Annotated in this window: 23 protein-coding genes; 12 read left to right on the plus strand and 11 right to left on the minus strand. The window is 60.2% G+C overall.

Features of this window, described 5'->3' with window-relative positions; genetic code table 11:
- Positions 1–70 precede the first annotated feature (70 nt).
- Positions 71–826: a methyl-accepting chemotaxis protein gene (locus EJD88_RS27620; RefSeq protein WP_371926576.1), complete on the plus strand. Its 756-nt coding sequence runs from the start codon at positions 71–73 to the stop codon at positions 824–826.
- Here the strand turns inward: EJD88_RS27620 and yegQ are convergent.
- Positions 823–2,136, minus strand: a complete 1,314-nt coding sequence (gene yegQ / locus EJD88_RS20465) for a tRNA 5-hydroxyuridine modification protein YegQ (protein ID WP_158878876.1) — start codon at positions 2,134–2,136, stop codon at positions 823–825. The genes EJD88_RS27620 and yegQ overlap by 4 nt on opposite strands.
- 160 nt (positions 2,137–2,296) lie before the next feature.
- On the opposite strand from yegQ, the gene EJD88_RS20470 reads away from it, so the two are divergent.
- Complete coding sequence (locus tag EJD88_RS20470) at positions 2,297–3,364, plus strand: AI-2E family transporter (RefSeq protein ID WP_099584878.1); 1,068 nt, start codon at positions 2,297–2,299, stop codon at positions 3,362–3,364.
- Between the two features lie 3 nt (positions 3,365–3,367).
- On the opposite strand, the gene EJD88_RS20475 is transcribed toward EJD88_RS20470, so the two are convergent.
- From EJD88_RS20475 to EJD88_RS20485, 3 genes are all read right to left on the minus strand, one after another.
- Complete coding sequence (locus EJD88_RS20475) at positions 3,368–3,550, minus strand: hypothetical protein (protein WP_099584879.1); 183 nt, start codon at positions 3,548–3,550, stop codon at positions 3,368–3,370.
- Positions 3,551–3,641: 91 nt separating this feature from the next.
- The gene (locus tag EJD88_RS20480) at positions 3,642–3,836 is read right to left on the minus strand and encodes a hypothetical protein (RefSeq protein ID WP_032886687.1); all 195 of its coding nucleotides are present in this window, start codon (positions 3,834–3,836) and stop codon (positions 3,642–3,644) included.
- Between the two features lie 244 nt (positions 3,837–4,080).
- The gene (locus EJD88_RS20485) at positions 4,081–4,434 is read right to left on the minus strand and encodes a hypothetical protein (protein ID WP_099584880.1); all 354 of its coding nucleotides are present in this window, start codon (positions 4,432–4,434) and stop codon (positions 4,081–4,083) included.
- 156 nt (positions 4,435–4,590) lie between these two features.
- Here EJD88_RS20485 and EJD88_RS20490 point away from each other — a divergent pair, with 156 nt between their 5' ends.
- Complete coding sequence (locus tag EJD88_RS20490; protein ID WP_158878877.1) at positions 4,591–5,409, plus strand: shikimate 5-dehydrogenase; 819 nt, start codon at positions 4,591–4,593, stop codon at positions 5,407–5,409.
- Positions 5,410–5,529: 120 nt separating this feature from the next.
- On the opposite strand, the gene EJD88_RS20495 is transcribed toward EJD88_RS20490, so the two are convergent.
- Positions 5,530–6,177, minus strand: coding sequence for a YceH family protein (locus EJD88_RS20495; RefSeq protein WP_099584882.1), 648 nt, complete (start codon positions 6,175–6,177; stop codon positions 5,530–5,532).
- Positions 6,178–6,294: 117 nt separating this feature from the next.
- Between EJD88_RS20495 and EJD88_RS20500 the strand changes: the two genes are divergently transcribed.
- Positions 6,295–6,804, plus strand: coding sequence for a DUF1993 family protein (locus EJD88_RS20500; protein ID WP_032886679.1), 510 nt, complete (start codon positions 6,295–6,297; stop codon positions 6,802–6,804).
- A 69-nt stretch (positions 6,805–6,873) separates the two neighbouring features.
- Here EJD88_RS20500 and sstT read toward each other — a convergent pair whose 3' ends face one another.
- Positions 6,874–8,094, minus strand: coding sequence for a serine/threonine transporter SstT (gene sstT, locus EJD88_RS20505; RefSeq protein WP_158878878.1), 1,221 nt, complete (start codon positions 8,092–8,094; stop codon positions 6,874–6,876).
- Between the two features lie 240 nt (positions 8,095–8,334).
- On the opposite strand from sstT, the gene EJD88_RS20510 reads away from it, so the two are divergent.
- A complete protein-coding gene (locus EJD88_RS20510) occupies positions 8,335–9,492 on the plus strand; it encodes an MFS transporter (protein WP_158878879.1) in 1,158 nt (385 codons plus the stop codon).
- 4 nt (positions 9,493–9,496) lie between these two features.
- Here the strand turns inward: EJD88_RS20510 and nhaR are convergent, their stop codons facing one another.
- Entirely contained in the window at positions 9,497–10,399 is a 903-nt protein-coding gene (gene nhaR / locus EJD88_RS20515; RefSeq protein ID WP_112194477.1) for a transcriptional activator NhaR, read from the minus strand.
- Between the two features lie 134 nt (positions 10,400–10,533).
- On the opposite strand from nhaR, the gene EJD88_RS20520 reads away from it, so the two are divergent.
- The 4 genes from EJD88_RS20520 to mnmH all read left to right on the plus strand — a co-directional run bounded on the left by EJD88_RS20520 (position 10,534) and on the right by mnmH (position 13,792).
- Positions 10,534–10,785 carry a hypothetical protein gene (locus EJD88_RS20520; RefSeq protein ID WP_112194479.1) on the plus strand — a complete coding sequence of 84 codons (252 nt, stop codon included), beginning with the start codon at positions 10,534–10,536 and terminating at the stop codon, positions 10,783–10,785.
- Positions 10,786–10,813: 28 nt separating this feature from the next.
- Complete coding sequence (locus EJD88_RS20525; RefSeq protein ID WP_032886672.1) at positions 10,814–11,563, plus strand: TerC family protein; 750 nt, start codon at positions 10,814–10,816, stop codon at positions 11,561–11,563.
- A gap of 94 nt (positions 11,564–11,657) precedes the next feature.
- Complete coding sequence (selD, locus tag EJD88_RS20530) at positions 11,658–12,692, plus strand: selenide, water dikinase SelD (protein ID WP_122305336.1); 1,035 nt, start codon at positions 11,658–11,660, stop codon at positions 12,690–12,692.
- Entirely contained in the window at positions 12,692–13,792 is a 1,101-nt protein-coding gene (mnmH, locus tag EJD88_RS20535; RefSeq protein ID WP_158878880.1) for a tRNA 2-selenouridine(34) synthase MnmH, read from the plus strand. Before selD ends, mnmH begins: the two co-directional genes overlap by 1 nt.
- On the opposite strand, the gene EJD88_RS20540 is transcribed toward mnmH, so the two are convergent.
- A complete protein-coding gene (locus EJD88_RS20540) occupies positions 13,782–14,837 on the minus strand; it encodes a permease (protein WP_099584889.1) in 1,056 nt (351 codons plus the stop codon). The genes mnmH and EJD88_RS20540 overlap by 11 nt on opposite strands.
- A gap of 44 nt (positions 14,838–14,881) precedes the next feature.
- Positions 14,882–15,583 carry a histidine phosphatase family protein gene (locus EJD88_RS20545; RefSeq protein ID WP_099584890.1) on the minus strand — a complete coding sequence of 234 codons (702 nt, stop codon included), beginning with the start codon at positions 15,581–15,583 and terminating at the stop codon, positions 14,882–14,884.
- A 255-nt stretch (positions 15,584–15,838) separates the two neighbouring features.
- Here EJD88_RS20545 and EJD88_RS20550 point away from each other — a divergent pair, with 255 nt between their 5' ends.
- From EJD88_RS20550 to hemB, 3 genes are all read left to right on the plus strand, one after another.
- Positions 15,839–16,537, plus strand: coding sequence for a glutathione S-transferase N-terminal domain-containing protein (locus tag EJD88_RS20550; protein WP_158878881.1), 699 nt, complete (start codon positions 15,839–15,841; stop codon positions 16,535–16,537).
- 3 nt (positions 16,538–16,540) lie between these two features.
- Entirely contained in the window at positions 16,541–17,383 is an 843-nt protein-coding gene (locus EJD88_RS20555; RefSeq protein ID WP_158878882.1) for a PhzF family phenazine biosynthesis protein, read from the plus strand.
- A 116-nt stretch (positions 17,384–17,499) separates the two neighbouring features.
- Positions 17,500–18,474: a porphobilinogen synthase gene (gene hemB / locus EJD88_RS20560; RefSeq protein ID WP_112194491.1), complete on the plus strand. Its 975-nt coding sequence runs from the start codon at positions 17,500–17,502 to the stop codon at positions 18,472–18,474.
- Positions 18,475–18,532: 58 nt separating this feature from the next.
- Here the strand turns inward: hemB and EJD88_RS20565 are convergent, their stop codons facing one another.
- Together EJD88_RS20565 and EJD88_RS20570 are read right to left on the minus strand one after the other, a co-directional pair.
- Positions 18,533–18,946: a hypothetical protein gene (locus EJD88_RS20565; protein WP_158878883.1), complete on the minus strand. Its 414-nt coding sequence runs from the start codon at positions 18,944–18,946 to the stop codon at positions 18,533–18,535.
- A gap of 1 nt (position 18,947) precedes the next feature.
- Positions 18,948–20,149: RHS repeat-associated core domain-containing protein (locus EJD88_RS20570; RefSeq protein ID WP_178117300.1), on the minus strand; the 1,202-nt coding region annotated here is incomplete at its 5' end.

Genomic DNA, 20,149 nt, shown 5'->3' on the forward strand with positions numbered 1-20,149 from the left:
GGAAATGACCGCGCAACTGACCGGGCTGGTAAGCCAGGTGTCCGACCAGGCCCAGCGCTCGGAGCAGGCCATGGAACGCCAGCGTCACGAGACCGATCAGGTGGCCACCGCGATCAACCAGATGTCCTCGGCTGCACAGGAAGTGGCGCGCAGTGCCCAAGGCGCCTCCGTGGCGGCGCAACAGACCGATGCTGAAGGCCAGGCCGCCAAGCGCGTGGTGGACGGCAGCATCGCGCAGATCCATGCACTGGTGAGCGACATCCGCAGCAGCGGCGTGTCCCTCGACAGCTTGCAGCAGGATGTGGCGTCGATTGTCAGCGTATTGAGCGTGATCCGTTCGATTGCCGAGCAGACCAACCTGCTGGCCCTGAACGCGGCGATTGAAGCCGCACGGGCCGGGGAGGCTGGTCGTGGTTTCGCGGTGGTCGCCGACGAAGTGCGCGCCTTGGCCAGCCGCACCCAGACCAGCACCCAGGAAATACAGGGCATGATCGACCGCCTGCAAAAAGGCACGGTCGCCGCCGTAGACGCGATGCGCCGCTCCAGCGATGCCGGTGACGGCACCTCGGCCCAGGCCAACCAGGCCGGCGCGTCCCTGGACACCATGGCCCAGTTGATCGGCACCATTAACTCAATGAACGCTCAGATTGCCAGCGCCGCCGAAGAGCAGACCGCCGTGGCCGAAGAGATCAACCGCAGCGTGCACCAGATTGCGGTGGCGGTGGACAGCGTCGCCGATGAAACCCAGTTGGGCGCTCAGACTTCTCGCAGCCTGGCGGACTTGGGCCAGCGCCTGGGGCAGTTGGTCGGGCAGTTCCGGATCTAAACGTCGCGCATCAACAGGCCGAAGCGCAGGTCCATCTCGGTCGGGATCGGTACATACACGGTGTGCCCATCCCCCGGCGCCACCTTGATGGCCTCGCCCTTGGCGTTGTGCAACGTGGTCAGGTCAAAGTGGAAGTTGCCGGCGGGGGTCATCAGCTCCAGGTGGTTGCCCACGGCAAAGCGGTTCTTTACTTTGACCTCGGCCAACTCGCCCCGGCGCTCGCCAGTCAACTCGCCCACAAACTGCTGGCGCTCGGACACGGAGCTGCCGTTCTGGTAGTTCTGGTATTCGTCGTGCACGTGCCGACGGAGAAACCCCTCGGTGTAGCCGCGTTGGGCGAGGGACTCCAGATGGGTCATCAAGTCGCGATCAAATGCCCGGCCGGCCACTGCATCATCGATGGCCTGGCGATACACCTGGGTGGTGCGTGCACAATAGAAGTGGGACTTGGTGCGCCCTTCGATCTTCAGCGAATGCACGCCCATGTGGGTCAGGCGGTCCACGTGCTGCACGGCGCGCAGGTCCTTGGCGTTCATGATGTAGGTGCCGTGCTCGTCCTCGAAGGCGGGCATCTGCTCATCGGGACGGTTGGCTTCCTGCAACAGGAACACCTGATCTGTCGGCGCGCCGATCCCGAGGGTTGGCTGATATTCCTGGACGATATCCCCCGTGGCGTTCTCCACCGCCGGTGTAGCCTGGTATTTCCAGCGGCACGCGTTGGTACAGCTGCCTTGGTTGGCGTCGCGTTTGTTCATGTAGCCCGACAGCAGGCAGCGGCCGGAATAGGCCATGCACAAGGCGCCGTGCACAAACACCTCCAGCTCCATGGCCGGCACCTGCCGGCGGATTTCTTCGATCTCTTCCAGTGACAGCTCCCGCGACAGGATCACCCGGCAAATCCCTTGCTGCTGCCAGAATTCCACGCTGGCGCAGTTCACCGTGTTGGCCTGCACCGACAAGTGAATCGGCATCATCGGGAAATGCCGGCGCACCAGCATGATCAGGCCGGGATCGGACATGATCAGCGCGTCCGGGCCCATGGCAATGACCGGGGCCAGGTCTTTGAGGAAGGTCTTGAGCTTGGCGTTGTGCGGCGCGATGTTGACCACCACGTAGAAGCGCTTGCCCTGAGCATGAGCCTCGTCAATGCCGAGGGCCAGGTGGGCGTGGTCGAATTCATTGTTGCGCACGCGAAGGCTGTAGCGCGGCTGGCCGGCGTAGACCGCATCGGCGCCGTAGGCAAAGGCATAGCGCATGTTTTTCAGGGTGCCGGCGGGGGCGAGCAGTTCGGGGGCGATGACAGGAGGCATGGGCTTGGGTCGCAAAAAAGCGCGAGGGTAGATGAAGCGGTGCAGGGCTTTATTGATCTGGGTCTACGCTTAGCGCAACAAAGATGGCACTCCCAGGAGTTGCGGCGGACTAAGCACCGGGACGTAAACGCGCGCCCTGCTTTTTTGACATGGACCGAACATGAATCAAACCAACCTGCAATTCAAAACCCTGTTGTTGCTGCTGGTCCTGGTGACCGTCGCCTTTATCTGGATATTGCTGCCGTTCTACGGAGCGGTGTTCTGGGCGGTCATCCTCGGCATCATCTTTGCGCCCATGCAGCGCCGCCTGCAGCAGCGGTTTGGCTGGAACCGCAACCTGACGTCACTGGCCACCTTGCTGGTGTGCCTGGTGATCGCGATCCTGCCGGTGATCATCACCAGCGCCTTGCTGGTGCAAGAGGGCGCAACGCTCTACAAAAACGTTGAAAGCGGCAAGCTCGACGTGGCCGGTTATATCGAGCAGTTCAAGAACTTCCTGCCGCCGTATTTCCAGCATTTGCTGGACCGCTTTGGCATGGGCAACCTTGAAGGCCTGCGCGAGAAAATCGTCAAGAGCGCGATGCAGGGCAGCCAGTTCTTCGCCACCCAGGCGTTCAGCTTCGGCCAGGGCACGTTTGATTTCCTGGTGAGCTTTTTCATCATGCTCTATTTGCTGTTTTTCCTGCTGCGCGACGGCCCGGAACTGGTGCGTAAAGTGCGCACGGCGGTGCCGCTGGCCGAGCCGCAGAAGCGCCGGTTGCAGCTCAAGTTCAATCGGGTGGTGCGCGCCACGGTCAAGGGCAACGTGCTGGTGGCCGTGACTCAAGGGGCATTGGGTGGTTTGATTTTCTGGTTCCTGGACATTCCCAGCGCGTTGCTCTGGGCGGTGTTAATGGCGTTCCTGTCGTTGCTGCCGGCGGTGGGCGCGGGGATTGTGTGGGGGCCGGTGGCCGCTTACTTCCTGCTCAGCGGTTCGATCTGGCAGGGCGTGGTGCTGGCCTTGTTTGGCGTGTTTGTGATCGGGCTGGTGGACAACGTACTGCGCCCTATCCTGGTGGGCAAGGACACCAAGATGCCGGACTACCTGATCCTGATCTCGACCCTGGGCGGCCTGTCGGTGTTTGGCCTCAACGGCTTTGTGATCGGGCCGCTGGTGGCGGCGCTGTTCATGTCCAGTTGGGCGCTGTTTGTGGAGAGCAAGCCGCGGGTCAAGATGCCGTTGCCATAAGCCTCAGGCGTGGAGCCGGAAATTCGAGGCGTGTTGCCGTTGTTTTTCGGCGGCGGACAGGGATGTGAGCGGGCCGCTGATGGTTTCGCCATCGCGTACCAGGTACCAGCAGGCGAGCAAGCCCAGCTCCCGAAGGGGGGCGGGGACGGCGCTGCCGATGACGGACATGATTTGAACAGTGGGCATAAGGACCTCCAATCGCTATGGGGGTCACCTTACGGGGCCTGGCGATTTAGGAAAAATCACCTGGGTCAATAGTCGACATCAACAAAAGGCGTCAGTCGACTACCTGATCGAGCATGCTCACCACTTCCTGCTCATTGAGCAGGCCTTTGCGCACCAGGTTTTCCGCCAACAACGCCAGGAACTTTGCAGTGCGGTGGCCTTCCAGGTGCTTGAGCTCCGTGAGGGCGCTGTAGACCTTGCTGGACGTACAGAGGCCAGCGGTGCGGTGCGGGTTTTGTGTGGGCATGGTCTGTCGTCCTTGTTGTTATTGGGTTGTTATTGGGGGACTGGATCGATAGTGGGAGTGTGTGGTGACACAAACATGACAGCGTAAGCCCCGGTCGGGCAAGTAGACTTTCGACCTTAATAGTGTGGGATTGCCGCTTGGCCATTGTCCTCAGAACGACCTTGGCACGATAAATCCGGACGTCGTACACAAAAAAAGGCCCCGCTTGTAGGGCGAGGCCTGTTTCCGACATCACGATAAGGGCTTACCAACCGCGACGGTAGTAGCCGTGGGGAGGGCCGTAATAACCACGGGGTGGGCCGTAATAGACCGGTGCCGGGCGGTAATACACCTCTTGCTGCACATACACCGGCGGGGGCGGTGCGTAGTAGACCGGCGGTGGCGCGGCATATACCGGCTGCGGTTGCACGTAGACCGGCTGCTGCACATAGACCTCACGGGGTTGGCTGGCAACCACGGAGCCCACCACGGCGGCGCCGACCAGTGCACCCAAGACGGCCGGGCCACCCCATCCACCACCGTGGGCGGAGGCTTGGCCGGCCATAGCGAGTGCACCTACCAGCAAGGCGATCTTGGGGATTTTACGAATCATGGTCATTCCTCGGTTGGTCCCTGCGCTTGTGGTCTGCAATCAATAGACTCAAGTAACGTCGCGGGGATACTTTTAAGACAACATATTTCTGAAAAACAGCACGGCCGCTAGGTAAAGGTTGTGTAAGGTCTGTACCGATTTGCTTACTCAAAGGAGTTATCCATGCAGATGCACCCCAACAAGGACACCCAGCTGTGCATGTCACTGTCGGCCCGCCCCGGGAATTTTGGCCTGCGGTTTCATAACCACCTGTACGAACAGTTGGGTCTGAATTTCTACTATAAGGCGTTCAGCAGCCAGGATTTGCCCGGCGCGATCGGCGGTATCCGGGCGTTGGGCATTCGCGGTTGCGGGGTCTCGATGCCGTTCAAAGAGGCCGCCATCGCCTTAGTGGACGAACTCGACGATTCGGTTCAAGCCATCGCCTCCCTCAACACCATCGTCAATACCGATGGGCACCTGAAGGCCTACAACACCGATTACATCGCCGTCGAGCAACTGCTGAAAAAGCACGCTGTGCCGAAAGATTCCACCTTCGCCTTGCGCGGCAGCGGCGGCATGGCCAAGGCCGTGGGCAGCGCCTTGCGTGACGGGGGGTATACCAACGGCGTGATCGTGGCGCGCAATGAAGCCGCGGGCAGGGCGCTGGCGCAGAGCTTGGGGTATGAGTGGCGTGCAGAACTGGGCGACATGCGGCCGCAGATGCTGGTCAACGTGACACCGATCGGCATGACCGGCGGCGCCGAGGCCGATGCGCTGGCGTTTGAAGCGGATGCGGTTGATAACGCCGAGACTGTGTTCGATGTGGTGGCGATCCCCGCCGAAACGCCGTTGATCGTGCGTGGGCGGGCTCAAGGCAAGCGGGTGATTACCGGGCTGGAAGTGATTGCAATCCAGGCGCTGGAGCAGTTTGTGCTTTATACCGGGGTGCGGCCAACCCAGGATCAATTCGAAAAAGCCGTGGCCTTCGCCCGAAGCTGAAGATTGCTGGTGATCAAATGTGGGAGGGGGCTTGCCCCCTGATAGCAGTCTGTCAGTCAAAGCTGTTCCAACTGAACCACCGCCATCGGGGGCAAGCCCCCTCCCACATTGTTTACTGCGTTACGCCTGTTCCAGGTGTGCCAGGCGCTCTTCAAGCGCTGCAATCCGCGCTTCCAACTCTTCTATGCGCTCCGCAGACACGCCAGCCCCACGCTCCACCGGATTCCCCCGCGCCGCGATGATCACCTCGATGTCCGCCGGATCCCCCAGCGCATGGGTATAGCGATCTTCACGCTGCCCCGCCTGACGCGGCACCAGCAGCGCCAATCCGCGAGCAATCAGGCGTTCCAGCTGGTGCACCACTTGCTCGGCATCTTCGAAGTCATGCATGCGCCCGCTACGGGTCAGCAGCTCATTGACGGTCTGCGGTCCACGTAGAAACAGCAGGCCGATCAGGATCACCTGGGCCGGCACGAGCTCCAGCGCCTTGTCTACGCGATGTTCCCAGCGGTCGGCGCGGCTGCCCATCACCAGTCGGGCAAAGCCTTGGCCTTCCAGAGCGCGAAGGCTTTGCCCGACCTGGCCCTGGCTGAGGTTTGTCACCGGCTCGCGGCTGGTTTTCTGGTTGCAGGCCAGCACCAGGGCGTTGAGGGTCAGGGGGTAGGTTTCCGGGTTGGTCGCCTGTTTTTCGATCAGGCAGCCCAGAATGCGGATTTCCGTGCTGTTCAGGCGCGGCTCAGGGGTGTCGGTGTCGTGCTCGGCGGTCATCGCGCTTTCCCTATGCAGTGAAGGCCACTAGCCTAATCCTGAAAAAATAAAAGACAAGCCGCAGGCATGGCTATAATCGCCGCTGGTTCCAACCCTGCCATTACCGATGAGACTGTTATGACTATTTCCCTGTACGCCGCCTCCATCCCAGTCTTCAAGCAAATGCTCAACGCCTTGAGCGATGTGCTGAACAAGGCTGAAGCCCACGCCACCGCCAAGAACATCGAACCCAACGCCCTGCTGCAAGCGCGTCTGTTCCCGGACATGTTCGCGCTGGTGCGCCAGGTGCAAATCGCCGTCGACTTCGCCAAGGGTGTTTCTGCGCGCCTGGCCGAGATCGAAGTGCCTAAATACGAAGACAGCGAAGTGACCTTCGCCGACCTGCAAGCGCTGATCGCCAAGGTCCTGGCGTTTGTCGACACCATCAAGCCTGAGCAAGTCGACGGCAAGGAAGGTATCGAGATCATCACTCGCCCGGGCACCCCGAAAGAGAAGCGCTTCAGCGGCCAGTCCTACCTGCTGACCTACGGCCTGCCGCAATTCTTCTTCCACGTCACCACTGCTTACGCCTTGCTGCGCCACAACGGTGTGGAAGTGGGCAAGCGTGACTACATGGGCGCTTTCTAAGCCTCCAGCCATAAAAAAGCCCGGTGTGGTTCACTCAAGAACCACACCGGGCTTTTTTGTCAGCGGCGTTTAAGCCGGCTGTTCTTCCTTGCCCAGGCATGCGGCGGCGGTGAACAGCACGTCGGTGGACGAGTTGAGCGCGGTTTCCGCCGAATCCTGCAGCACGCCGATGATGAAGCCGACAGCCACCACCTGCATGGCGATTTCACTCGGGATGCCAAACAGGCTGCACGCCAGCGGAATCAGCAACAGCGAGCCACCGGCCACACCCGAAGCGCCACAGGCACACACGGCCGCGACCACGCTGAGCAGCACGGCGGTCGGCAGGTCGACGTTGATGCCCAAGGTATGCACCGCCGCCAGGGTCAGCACGGTGATGGTAATCGCAGCACCGGCCATGTTGATGGTGGCGCCCAGCGGGATCGACACCGAGTAGGTGTCTTCATGCAGGCCCAGGCGCTTGCTCAACGCCAGGTTGACCGGGATGTTCGCCGCCGAACTGCGGGTGAAGAACGCGGTGATGCCGCTCTCGCGCAGGCACATCAGCACCAGGGGGTACGGGTTGCGGCGCAGTTTCCAGAACACGATGGCTGGGTTGACCACCAGGGCCACGAACAACATGCAGCCGATCAACACCATCAGCAGATGTGCATAGCCGAGCAGGGCGCCGAAACCGGAAGTGGCGAGGGTCGAGGCGACCAGACCGAAAATGCCCAGCGGGGCGAAGCGGATCACCACGCGCACGATCAGGGTCACGCCGTTGGACAAATCATCCAGCACGGTACGGGTGGTTTCGCCCGCATGGCGAATGGCGATGCCCATGCCGATGGCCCAGGCCAGGATGCCAATGAAGTTGGCGTTCATCAGCGCGCTGACCGGGTTGTCCACCACGCTGAGCAGCAGGCTTTGCAGCACTTCGGCGATGCCGCCGGGGGCGGTAACGGTCACGTCGTGGGTGGCGAGCACCAGGGGCGACGGAAACCACATGCTTGCCACCACCGCCACCACTGCGGCGGCAAAGGTGCCGAGCAGGTAGAGGAACAGGATCGGCTTGATGTGCGTTTCCTGGCCGTGTTTATGGTTGGCGATCGACGACATTACCAACACGAACACCAGGATCGGCGCCACGGCCTTGAGCGCGGTGACGAACACCTTGCCAATAAATCCGGTGGCCTGGGCGGCCTCGGGCATCAGCAGGGCCAGCAGGATACCGGCGATCAGGCCGATAACGATTTGGGTAACCAGGCTGACGCGCATAAGTCGTTGCAACAGGGAGGGGGCAGCAGTCATAAACAGTTGTCTCTAGTTTTTTTAGTAGGACGCAGCATTGCAGGCGAAAGCGCTGTAGGAACAGGCGCCAAGTCTACCATGCTGTAGGACACGTCCCGCTCGATGCGGCATTCCGTCACCCGCGCCGTAGGGTCTTGGTCAAACCCGGACACACTCTGTTAAGATTCATCCCTCTCACTTTTCCTATTCCGTCAGCGGGCCCTTCGGGCTGTCGTTGATGTCGTTGTTTCTGGAGTTTTGATGCTGTTTCCCATCCTGCTGCTGTCGGCCGCCGGCTTTACCGTGCTGACCACAGAGTTCATCATCGTCGGGCTATTGCCGTCGATTGCCCGGGACCTGAACGTCAGCGTGTCCCAGGCGGGTCTGCTGGTGACGCTGTTCGCGTTCACCGTGGCAGCGTTTGGGCCGTTTCTGACGGCGTATTGCGCTCGTTTCCCACGCAAGCGCCTATTTATCAGCATCCTGATCATGTTCGCGGTGGCCAATACCGTGGCCGCGTTGGCGCCGAATATCTGGGTAATGGCCGTGGCGCGGCTGATCCCGGCCCTCGGCCTGCCGGTATTCTGGGCTTTGGCCAGTGAAACGGCGGTCGACATCGTCGGCCCGGAATATGCCGGGCGTGCCATCGAAAAAATCGGCTTCGGCATTGTCTGCGCCACCGTGTTCGGCATCCCGGTGGGCACGCTGATTTCCGATATGTTCGGCTGGCGCACCGCGTTCGCTATCCTGGCGGTGGTGGCGTTGGCCAAGGCTTTGCTGCTGTTTATCTACCTGCCGGTGACGAAGCCGAAGAACGATGAGGTGACACTGCGCTCGCAGTTCAAGATCCTGCGCAACCCCTTGATGCAGGGCCATATCCTGCTGTCGATCCTGGTGTTCAGCGGTATGTTCACGGCCTACACCTATTTGGCCGACATCCTTGAGCGCCTGGCTGGGTTTGATGGCACGTTGGTGGGCTGGTGCCTGATGGGCTTTGGCGCGGTCGGATTGATCGGCAACTCGTTGGGCGGCCGTGCGGTGGATCGCCACCCGTTGATCGCGTCGATGGTGTTCTGCGGCTTTATGATCGCCGGCATGGTGGCATTGGTCCCGGCGATTCATTCCGCCGTCGGCCTGGCTGCGGCGATGGCGGTGTGGGGCGTGACCCAGGCAGCGATGTTCCTGGTCAGCCATGTGCGGCTGATGAAGGCCGCGCCCCATGCGCCAGCGTTTGCCGCGTCGCTGAACATTGCCGGGGCCAACCTGGGGATTGGCTTGGGCGCGTTGGTCGGTGGACAGGTGATCGACACCTTGGGCCTGGGCAGCCTGGGGTTTGCAGCGTCCGGGTTTATTCTGGTGTCAATCCTGCTGGCGCTGTGGCTGATGACCGCCAAACAACCGGTCGCCTCCAGGGCCTGAGCCGTCAAGGCAGGGCGGTAAACAACTCGCGCCTTGCCCCTTCGGTAATCGCCACGATGCCGGGGTGCTTGACCTTGCGTTCCACCGAGATCGCGTAGAACGACTCGGTGACCGCGTCAGTCTGGCCAATCAGCGCCACGCCGTATTGGCGCACGACTTCTTCGGCGATCACGCTGGGGGCGATAAAAATCCCGCTGCCGGATTGGCCAAATGCCTGCATCAGGGCGCTGTCGTCGAACTCGCCGATGATCTTCGGCTGGATCTGCTGCTCGGCAAACCAGCGTTGCAGGCGGCTGCGCACCACCGTCTCCGCGCCCGGAATCAACAGCGGCGCGCCATGCAGGCACTGTGGGAAATCGCCGCCATGTTGGTCAGCCAAGGCCTGAGTAGCAAAGAAGCTGATGCCACATTCCCCCAGTTTCTGGCTGTAGCCCTTAATGTCCAGGTGCGACGGCATGGGGCTGTCGGAAATCACCAGATCCAGGCGCTGGATCGCCAGGTCGGCCAATAGGCGTTCGAGTTTGTCTTCGCGGCAGGTGATGCGCAGCGGCTCGCTCAGCTCCATGGTCGGCGCGATCAGGCGATAAACGATGGACTTGGGCACCACATCCGCCACCCCGACCCGGAACACAATCTGCTGTTCATTGGGTTGTGCGCGCAGCATCGCTTCCAATTCATTACCGGTCTGGAACATTTGCTCGGCATAGGGCAGAGCCTGGCGCCCGGCTTCGGTCAGCTCCAGCTGGCGGCCGACCCGTTGGAACAGCGCGATACCGAAGGTTTGCTCCAGCAGGCTGATCTGCCCGCTGATGGTCTGGGGGGTAAGGTTGAGTTGCTCGCAGGCGCGCACAATGCTGCCGGTCTTGGCCACAACCCAGAAGTAGTGCAATTGTCGGTAATTGAGCATCGCGGCCGTCACTTCGTAAAAACCGAAGTATACGCGAGAAAAATACGAATTTTCCTGAAGTGTTCGCCTGCATAGAATGCCTCGCTATCGCGGGGCCACTATTTGGACCCAATGGTTCTAACGAGGAATACATCATGAAACTCAATTCCCTGGGCGCGGCATCGCTGCTTGCGCTTTCATTGGTAGTGATCAGCGGTTGCGATCAGGTCGAGAAAAGCGCGCAGCAGGTGTTGGGCAAGGCCACCGAGTCGGCCAAGCAAGCCATCGATGACACCCACAAGGCCGCCGAGCAGGCATTGAGTGAAGCGACACAAGGCCTGATCAGCCCGCAGAAAAAGGACGATCAGGAAGAAAAAGAGTCTGACTCGAACAGTAAAGAAGCTTAATTTCCCAGCACAACCTCAGGACTGACCTATGGATTACCTTTTACAACTGGCCGCCAGCCCCACCGCCTGGGTTGCACTGGCCACCTTGATCGTCATGGAAATCGTGCTGGGCATCGATAACCTGATCTTTATCTCCATCCTCACCAACAAACTACCTGAGCAGCACCGGGCCAAGGCACGGCGCATCGGTATCAGCATGGCGCTGATATTGCGCCTGGGCCTGTTGAGCACCATCGCGTTCATCGTGCAGTTGACGGCGCCGGTGTTCGAAGTGCTCGGCCAGGCGTTTTCGTGGAAGGACATGATCCTGATCGCCGGCGGCTTGTTCCTGGTGTGGAAGGCCACCACCGAGATCCATCACAGCATGGACCCGGAGCCGGAAGAGAAAGCATCGGTTGGCAACACCGTGGCCATCGGCTTCGCCGCAGCGATCGGGCAGATCCTGTTGCTCGACCTGGTGTTCTCCATCGACAGCATCATTACCGCCGTGGGCATGACCGAGCACTTGCCGATCATGATCATTGCCGTGGTGACATCGGTGATCGTGATGCTGGTGGCGGCTGAACCGCTGGCCAAGTTCATCAACGACAACCCGACCGTGGTGATGCTGGCCCTGGGCTTCCTGATTATGATCGGCATGACGCTGATCGCCGAAGGCTTCGGCGCCCATGTGCCTAAAGGCTACGTGTACGCGGCCATGGCCTTCTCGGCGGCCATCGAGTGCTTGAACATCGCACGACGTAACCGCCACAAGCGTTTGCTCGCTGCCCGCCAGTAACCGCCGAAACCTGAAAGCCGGCTGTGCTCACAAGAGCCCAGCCGGCTTTTTGCTGTCTGTTAGAATCCCGACACTTGATAGCGTGAGGTCCTACATGAACGAGCCGATTCGTCTTACCCAATACAGCCATGGCGCGGGGTGTGGTTGCAAGATATCGCCCCAAGTGTTGGAAGTGATTCTCGCCGGCAGCGGCGCCCAGAACCTCGACCCCAACCTGTGGGTTGGCAATGCCTCGCGGGATGATGCGGCGGTGTACGCCATCGACGACGAGCGCGGCGTGGTCTCCACCACTGACTTTTTCATGCCGATTGTCGATGACCCCTTCGACTTCGGCCGCATCGCCGCCACCAATGCCATCAGCGACATCTACGCCATGGGCGGCGACCCGTTGATGGCCATCGCCATTCTCGGCTGGCCGGTGAACGTGCTGGCGCCCGAGATTGCTCGGGAAGTGATCCGTGGTGGCCGCTCGGTGTGCGACGCCGCCGGTATCCCCCTGGCAGGCGGCCACTCTATCGACGCGCCGGAGCCGATCTTCGGCCTGGCCGTGACCGGCATCGTGCAAAAGCGCCATATGAAGCGCAACGACACGGCTACCGCCGGCTGCCAGTTGTACCTGACCAAGCCGCTGGGCATCGGCATCCTCACCACTGCCGAAAAGAAGGGCAAGCTGCGCGAGGCCGACATCGGCCTGGCCCGCGACTGGATGTGCACCCTCAACAAACCCGGCAGCCGCTTCGGCAAGCTGGCCGGGGTAACGGCCATGACCGATGTCACCGGTTTCGGCCTGTTGGGTCATCTGGTGGAAATGGCTGACGGCAGCGGCCTGACCGCACGCATCGAATATGAAAAAGTCCCACGGCTGCCTGGGGTCGAGTACTACCTGGATCAGGGTTGTGTGCCCGGTGGCACGTTACGCAACTTCGACAGCTACGCCAGCAAGCTCGGGCGCGTGCAAGAGCTGCACAAGCGCGTGCTGTGCGACCCGCAGACCAGCGGCGGGCTGCTGATCGCCGTCACACCTGAAGGTGACGCCGAGTTCCACGCCGTGGCGGCGGAACTGGGCTTGAGCCTGGCGCCGATCGGCGTTCTGGTTGAGCGACAGACCAACGCGGTAGAGGTGTTTTGATGGCAACTGACATCACCGATTACCGCGACATTTTCCTCAGCGACCGGCCGATGATGGATACCCGCGCGCCGGTGGAATTCATCAAGGGCGCGTTCCCCGGCGTGGTCAACCTGCCGTTGATGAACGATGACGAGCGCCAGCGCATCGGCACCTGCTACAAGCAGCAAGGACAGCAGGCGGCGATTGTGTTGGGGCATGAGTTGGTGTCCGGCGCCATCAAGGCCGAGCGCATTGCACAGTGGGCACAATTCGCCCAAGCCCATCCCGACGGTTACCTGTACTGTTTTCGCGGCGGGTTGCGTTCGCAGATTGTGCAGCAATGGTTGAAAACCGACGCCGGCATCGAGTACCCACGGGTCGGCGGTGGCTACAAGGCCATGCGAACGTTTCTCGTGAACACTATTGAACAGGCCACCGTTCAGTGTGATTTCGTGTTGCTCGGCGGCATGACCGGCACCGGCAAGACCGAAGTGCTCGGCCAGTTGCCCAATGCCCTGGACCTTGAAGGCCACGCCAACCATCGTGGCTCCAGCTTCGGCAAGCGCGCCACCACGCAGCCGTCCAACATCGACTTCGAGAACCGTCTGGCGGTGGACCTGCTGAAAAAACGCGCGGGCGGCATTGAGCAGTTTGTGGTCGAGGACGAAAGCCGCATGATCGGCAGCTGCGCGCTGCCGCTGCCACTGCACAAAGGCATGCAGGGCTACTCGATGGTGTGGCTGGAAGACAGCGTCGAAGGGCGTGTCGAACGCATCCTGCGCGACTATGTAGTCGACCTGTGTGTTGAGTTTGATACGGTGTTTGGCGAAGACGGCTACGCATTGTTCGCCGAACGTCTTACCCAAAGTCTGGCGAATATACACAAGCGGCTGGGCGGTGAGCGCTTCCAGCGCTTGCACGCGATCATGCAGGACGCCCTGGCGGAGCAGGCGTGCAGCGGCGCCGTGGACCTGCATCGCGCTTGGATAGAAGGGCTGTTGCGCGAATATTACGACCCGATGTACGCCTTCCAGCGTGAAAGCAAAGGCGCACGGATCGAGTTCGCGGGAGAGCAGGGCGCCGTCACGGCCTATCTGCGCGAGCGAGCCCTCAGAGGATAAACGCCCCGATCAACCCACACACCACGCCCACCAGCATGGTCAACCCGGCTACCGTCACCAGCACCCGCGCATCGAAATCCTTGCGCAGCATCAACAGCGACGGCAGGCTCACGCTCGGCAGGGTCATCAGCAAGGCCACGGCCGGGCCGGTGCCCATGCCCAGCGCCATCATGGTTTGTACGATGGGGATTTCAGCCGCTGTAGGAATTACAAACAGCGTGCCGACAATCGCCAGCGGTACCAACCACACCAGGCTATTGGCCATGGCGCCGTCGACATGGGGGAACAGCCATACCCGCGCCGCGCCCAGGACCAGCACCGCCAGGATGTAGATGGGGATCGTGTTCCAGAACAACTGCCACAACGTGCGCAGCCAACGGCTCAGGAATGGTTGCGACTCCGTGCTGCTGACTTCGGCTACAGCCTCCAATGCCGCTTCCGGCACCTGATCCGGCCGGGCAATACGCTGCGCCACCAGCGACACACCCACCACCAACACAATGCCCGCCACCAGCCGCAACGCGGTAAAACCCCAGCCGAGCACAAAGCCCATAAACACCAGGGTGGCCGGATTCAGCACCGGGTTGGCGATCCAGAAGGCCAGCGCCGCGCCCACCGACACCTGCTGGCGGCGCATGCCCGCCGCCACCGGCGCGGCGCAGCAACTGCACATCATGCCTGGCAAGGCGAACAGCCCGCCGCGCACGGTCGAGCCCAGGCCGGCGCGGCCGAACAGGCGTAGCAACCAGTCACGGGGGATCAGCACTTGCAGCAGGGAGCCAAGGATCACCGCCAGCACCGCGGCTTTCCAGATCGCCAGGAAATACACCTGGGCATAGGCCAGTGCTGCCGCCAGTGGCGAGCTTTGTTGATCGTTGAGAATCGAGGCGCCGATGCTGTGATTGTCGGCCGCCACAAACGCCTTGAAGTAGTAGGGCGACCACTTAACGTAATAGAGGCCTACGCAGGCCACCAAGAGGAATAGCGCTGGTTTCCACCAGAAAGACCAGCCCCGGACGGGCTGGGTGGAGGAGAGGTTGGACATGCTGATGATCCGCCGATGAGTCAATAGCGACGCATCATACGCTGTCAGCTGTCAGCACTCACCTGTGTCGGTTCCGGGCAGGTTTCATCGCCGTCGTTCAAGCCCTGCTTGTAGTTGCGGCTCAGCAGCGAGGCCTTGCCGTTGTGCCAGGTCAGCGTCAGCACATAGAGCGTGTCGTAGTCACTGCCGGACCAGTCGTCGGTAATCGTGTGTTTTTCGCCGGACGCTTCACTCGCCACCTTGTTGATCAGCTCCGGCAGGTAGCCGTGGGACCAGGCGGTGTAGATGGTGGCGTTGTGGTATTTGTCCTCGACCAGCTCATCGGCGAGGTCGCTGGTGTCATTCGCGGAGAATTTAATGTTTACCGGCAGGCCCAATTTGATAGCGCTGGGGCTGATGGTCATCAGTGGGCGAATGTAGCTGTAGGAATTGTCCAGCTCACCTTCCTCGACATTGCGTGTCGGGTTGGCGGCAAATACAAAGTTGGCCTTGCCGAACTTTTCCGGCAGCAGGGTTGCCAGGTTCATTGCGCGGTTCAAGCCCTGGCAATTGAGCTGGCCGAGGCCGCCGGCGGGTTTTTCGCCGTGGCGCAGGAACACCAGGGTTTGCACACCGTCCACAGGCTGGGCGCGGCTTTCACGGGCGTCGAGGGCAGCAACCATGGCACCGCTGACCAGCAGCAGCGGCAGCATGATGTATGAATAGTGTTTGAGTCGTTGCACAAGGCGCAGAGGCTTGATCGTCATTATAGGTTCGAGTCTTCGTGCGTCACGTTAAGGCGGACAAGCCTGGCCCCAATGACGCCGGGGCGTCCTGCGGTGTTCCCTGTCGGTATAGCGAGGTGCCTCCATTCACCGTTTTAGCGCACTTAAGAGTGCACGCGGGCGTATTGGTTCGCCCACGCGGGATAATAGCCCGCCGATGTTGCGCATTGATGACCCATGCAGGACACCGGGTAGATGGCTATCATGGGGACTTTCTGCCTAGCCAGGGACTTACCGATGAACCCACTCGCCGCGTTCCCGATTAATAGCAAATGGCCTGCCCAGCACCCCGAGCGCCTGCAACTGTACTCGTTGCCTACACCCAACGGGGTAAAAGTCTCGATCATGCTTGAAGAGTTGGGCCTGCCGTATGAGGCACACAAGGTCAGTTTCGAGACCCAGGACCAGTTGTCCCCTGAGTTCCTGTCCCTCAATCCGAACAACAAAATCCCCGCGATCATCGACCCCGAGGGCCCAGCCGGCCAGCCTTTGGCGCTGTTTGAGTCCGGCGCGATCCTGATCTACCTGGCGGAAAAAACCAGCCAGTTGCTCTCCGAAGATCCGGCGACACGTTATGAAACGATTCAATGGCTGATGTTCCAGATGGGCGGCATCGGCCCGATGTTTGGCCAGTTGGGTTTTTTCAACAAATTCGCCGGCAAGGCCTACGAAGACAAGCGCCCTCGCGACCGCTACGCTGCCGAATCCCGTCGCTTGCTCGAAGTGCTGGAAAAACGCCTGCTCGGTCGCACCTGGATCATGGGTGATGACTACAGTATCGCCGACATTGCTACCTTCCCGTGGATTCGCAACCTGATTGGCTTTTATGAGTCGGGCGATATCGTCGGCATTGCCGATTTCCCTAACGTACTGCGCGTGCTGGACGGCTTTGTGGCCCGGCCGGCGGTGATCCGTGGACTGAATATTCCGAGCTGAAGCATGCCGACTTTCGATTTCAAACAACTGGATGTCTTTAGCCGCGTGTCCCTCAAGGGCAACCCGCTGGCGGTGGTCCTAGGTGCCGACAGCCTCAGCGACCAGCAGATGGCGGACTTCGCCAAGTGGACCAATCTCAGTGAAACCACGTTTTTACTGACGCCGCGCGACCCTCGGGCTGACTACCGGGTGAGAATTTTCACCACCTTGCAGGAGCTGCCATTCGCCGGGCACCCGACACTGGGCAGTTGCCATGCGTGGCTGACAGCGGGCGGGATGCCCAAAGGCGAGGAGATCGTCCAGGAGTGCGAAATCGGCCTGGTGCGTATCCGTCGTCAAGGCGATGAACTGGCGTTTATAGCGCCGCCGTTGTTGCGTTCCGGCGCGGTGGAGGACGATGTGTTGGAGCGTGTGCGCCTGGGACTGTGCCTGGAGCCGGACCGTATCGTACGCAGTCAGTGGGTCGACAATGGCGCAGGGTGGCTGGTGGTGATGTTGGCGGACCGTGATCAGGTCCTGGCGTTACAGCCTGATTATTCACAGCTTATGGGGCTGGCCGTGGGCGTGATAGCCCCCTGTGACCCTGCGCAGGACGATGTGGATACGCAGTTTGAAGTGCGTGGTTTTGTCGCAGGCGACGGCGCGCCGGAAGATCCGGCCACGGGCAGCCTCAATGCCGGCGTCGCCCAATGGCTGTTGCGTGAAGGCCTGGCGCCTGAGCGCTATGTGGTCAGCCAAGGCACGGCCATGGGGCGCGCGGGGCGTATCAGCGTCGAGCGCCAGGGCGAGGAAATCTGGATCGGCGGCGCCGTTGCGGTGTGCATCGACGGGCGTCTACACCTCTAGATCAATACATTATTGCGAGCGCCGCAATACACTGTTGGCCCCTTGGTATTTGTGCTGCCGGGGCCGGTGGGCATAAGCTTTCGCCCCAAAGTTTGAGTCTTTATGTCAGGAAAACCATGACCAGCCAGTTCCCCCAAGCCCGCCCACGCCGCCTGCGCCGCTCTCCGGAGCTGCGTGGTTTGTTCCAGGAAACCGAGTTCACCCTCAACGATCTGGTGCTGCCGATCTTCGTCGAAGAAGAAATCGACGACTTCGTGCCGATCACCAGCATGCCGGGTGTGCAACGGATTCCCGAGAAGAAGCTCGCCGCCGAGATCGAGCGTTATGCCCGTGCCGGTATCAAGTCGGTGATGACCTTCGGTGTGTCTCATCACTTGGATGCCAACGGTAGCGACACCTGGAAAGAACGCGGCCTGGTCTCGCGCATGTCCTCGATCATCAAGGACGCCGTGCCGGAAATGATCGTGATGTCCGACACTTGCTTCTGCGAATACACCGACCACGGCCACTGCGGCGTGATGCACGGCGCCCACGTCGACAACGACGCGACCCTGGTCAACCTCGGCAAACAAGCCGTGGCCGCTGCCCGCGCCGGCGCCGACGTGATCGCCCCGTCGGCCGCCATGGATGGCCAAGTCCAAGCCATCCGCCGCGCCCTGGATGACGCCGGTTTCACCCATATCCCGATCATGGCCTACTCCACCAAATTCGCCTCGGCCCTCTACGGCCCCTTCCGCGAGGCCGGCGGCAGCGCCCTCAAAGGCGACCGCAAAAGCTACCAGATGAACCCCATGAACCGCCGCGAAGCCGTGCGTGAATCGCTGCTCGACGAACAGGAAGGCGCGGATGCACTCATGGTCAAACCGGCCGGTGCCTACCTCGACATCATCCGCGACATCCGCGAAGCCTCACGCCTGCCGGTGGCGGCGTACCAGGTGAGCGGTGAATACGCGATGATCAAGTTTGGCGCCCAGGCGGGTGCGATTGATGAAGATCGAGTGGTGCGCGAGACGTTGGGGTCGATCAAGCGGGCGGGGGCGGATCTGATCTTTACGTACTTTGCGATGGATTTGGCGTTGGCGGGGATTTAAGGACATCGTTTCTCCCCTGTGGTGAGCTGGCTTATCACAGGGGATGGGCAATCATGAATCAGTTAAATTTTTCGTAATCTTGAGCACCTAATGACGCCAACCATTTCCTGAAGAAATCTATTTGTTCCTGTAGGTCGTTTGTTAGATTCTCCTCTTCGTAGTCAAACAAATGGACTATATCGTCGTTGGTAGCTTGCTGACCTAAAGTCATTTCGTATGCGACGAGTCCCGCGCTCATCTGAGAAGCCATTCTTGACGGTTTAACGTTTATTTTTGCCCCTTTGCATAAAAAGGTTATATGCGGGAAGTCTGCCCGGATTTTCGCGAAGCAAATATATAGGTCATGCCCTTCATAAACCTTTTCAAAATTGTCGGCCTCTGAAAATGTCATCGTGAGCTTCGTTGGGTCATATTTGATGGTGACCTGCTTGTGTTCTTTGTTGATTATTGCTTTTATATTTTTAGTTTTCATTTTATTTCCTGTTGGAGTTTGGTATGGAGTATCCGACGTAAGTTCCATCAGATTTTACTGGGGTTGCGCCTAATATATCCTCTGTGTCGATTTTATTATGGATAGCGAACTCTAGTTCTTTCGGGTACGGCGCCTGCTTTCCTAGTTCTATATTTATATCATGCCCCTCAATACTCTTAAGCGTGTACAAGTAGCCTTTTTTTTCGCCGTAGCTGGTAGCAAAAGTGATCCCGACGGTTCGGGATGGCGATGTGCTTATGAAGTTGCTGGGAGGGTCATTACTGTCAATTGCGTGTAGGTATAAATCTTCGCTATAACCCTTGCTTTTAAAGCCATTCTTGAATGCCTCTTCTGGAGGAATTTTGTCCCCGCGAAAAAGATACCCTTCGTCATTTTGCGAAATTGGAAGGTTGGGCTCTGATTTTTTACTTAATGCTTGGGCTGAAGGATCTTCAGCGCCTAAGGATGGTTCGCATCCTACCGTACCGGGGCATCTGTTCAGTCCCCGCGGATCGACCCAGCCAGTGGGATTGGGCACATATCGGTACCCGTTGATTCCCCCCGCCAACTTCACCGGGTCAGGTGTCAGGTAACGACCAACATCTGGATTGTAGTAGCGATGACGGTTGTAGTGCAGCCCGCTTTCCGCATCGAAGTACTGCCCTTGAAACCGCAGCGGGTTGTCGATTTTGCTTTTGTCGAGACGACTGATCTGGCCGTAGGCGCGGTAGTGCGCGGACCAGACGATTTCGCCGTCTGGGTCGCTGAGTTCCTGTGGCGTGCCGAGGTGGTCTAGTTGGTAGTGGTAGGGCTGGGTTTCGGTTGGGCCAAAGCCTTCCAGCAACGCCAACGGGCGAAAGCTGTCGGGTTCGTAGATGAAGCTTCGGTGGCGGTCTGCATGGTGTTCGGCGATCAGCTTGTCGCCTTGCCAGAAAAACTCCGTCGTTACACCTTTAATGGTCTTGCTGATACGCCGTCCAAACGGGTCGTAGCGGTAGCTGGCGGTTTGCCCGTTGGGTTGTGTAATGCCGATCAACCGGTGCTGGCAGTCGTAGCGGTATTCGGTGACCAGTTGGTGGCCTTTGCCTCTGCGTTCACCGATCAGGTTGCCGAAGGCGTCGTAGTCGTAATGCCGGTCGCCCTGGATCATCAGGCGGTTGCCGGCGACGATGTCGGGGCCGGGGCGGTCTTGCATGAGCAGGT

It is taken from the genome of Pseudomonas sp. PB105, assembly GCF_009764655.1.
Lineage (GTDB): Bacteria > Pseudomonadota > Gammaproteobacteria > Pseudomonadales > Pseudomonadaceae > Aquipseudomonas > Aquipseudomonas cyclaminis.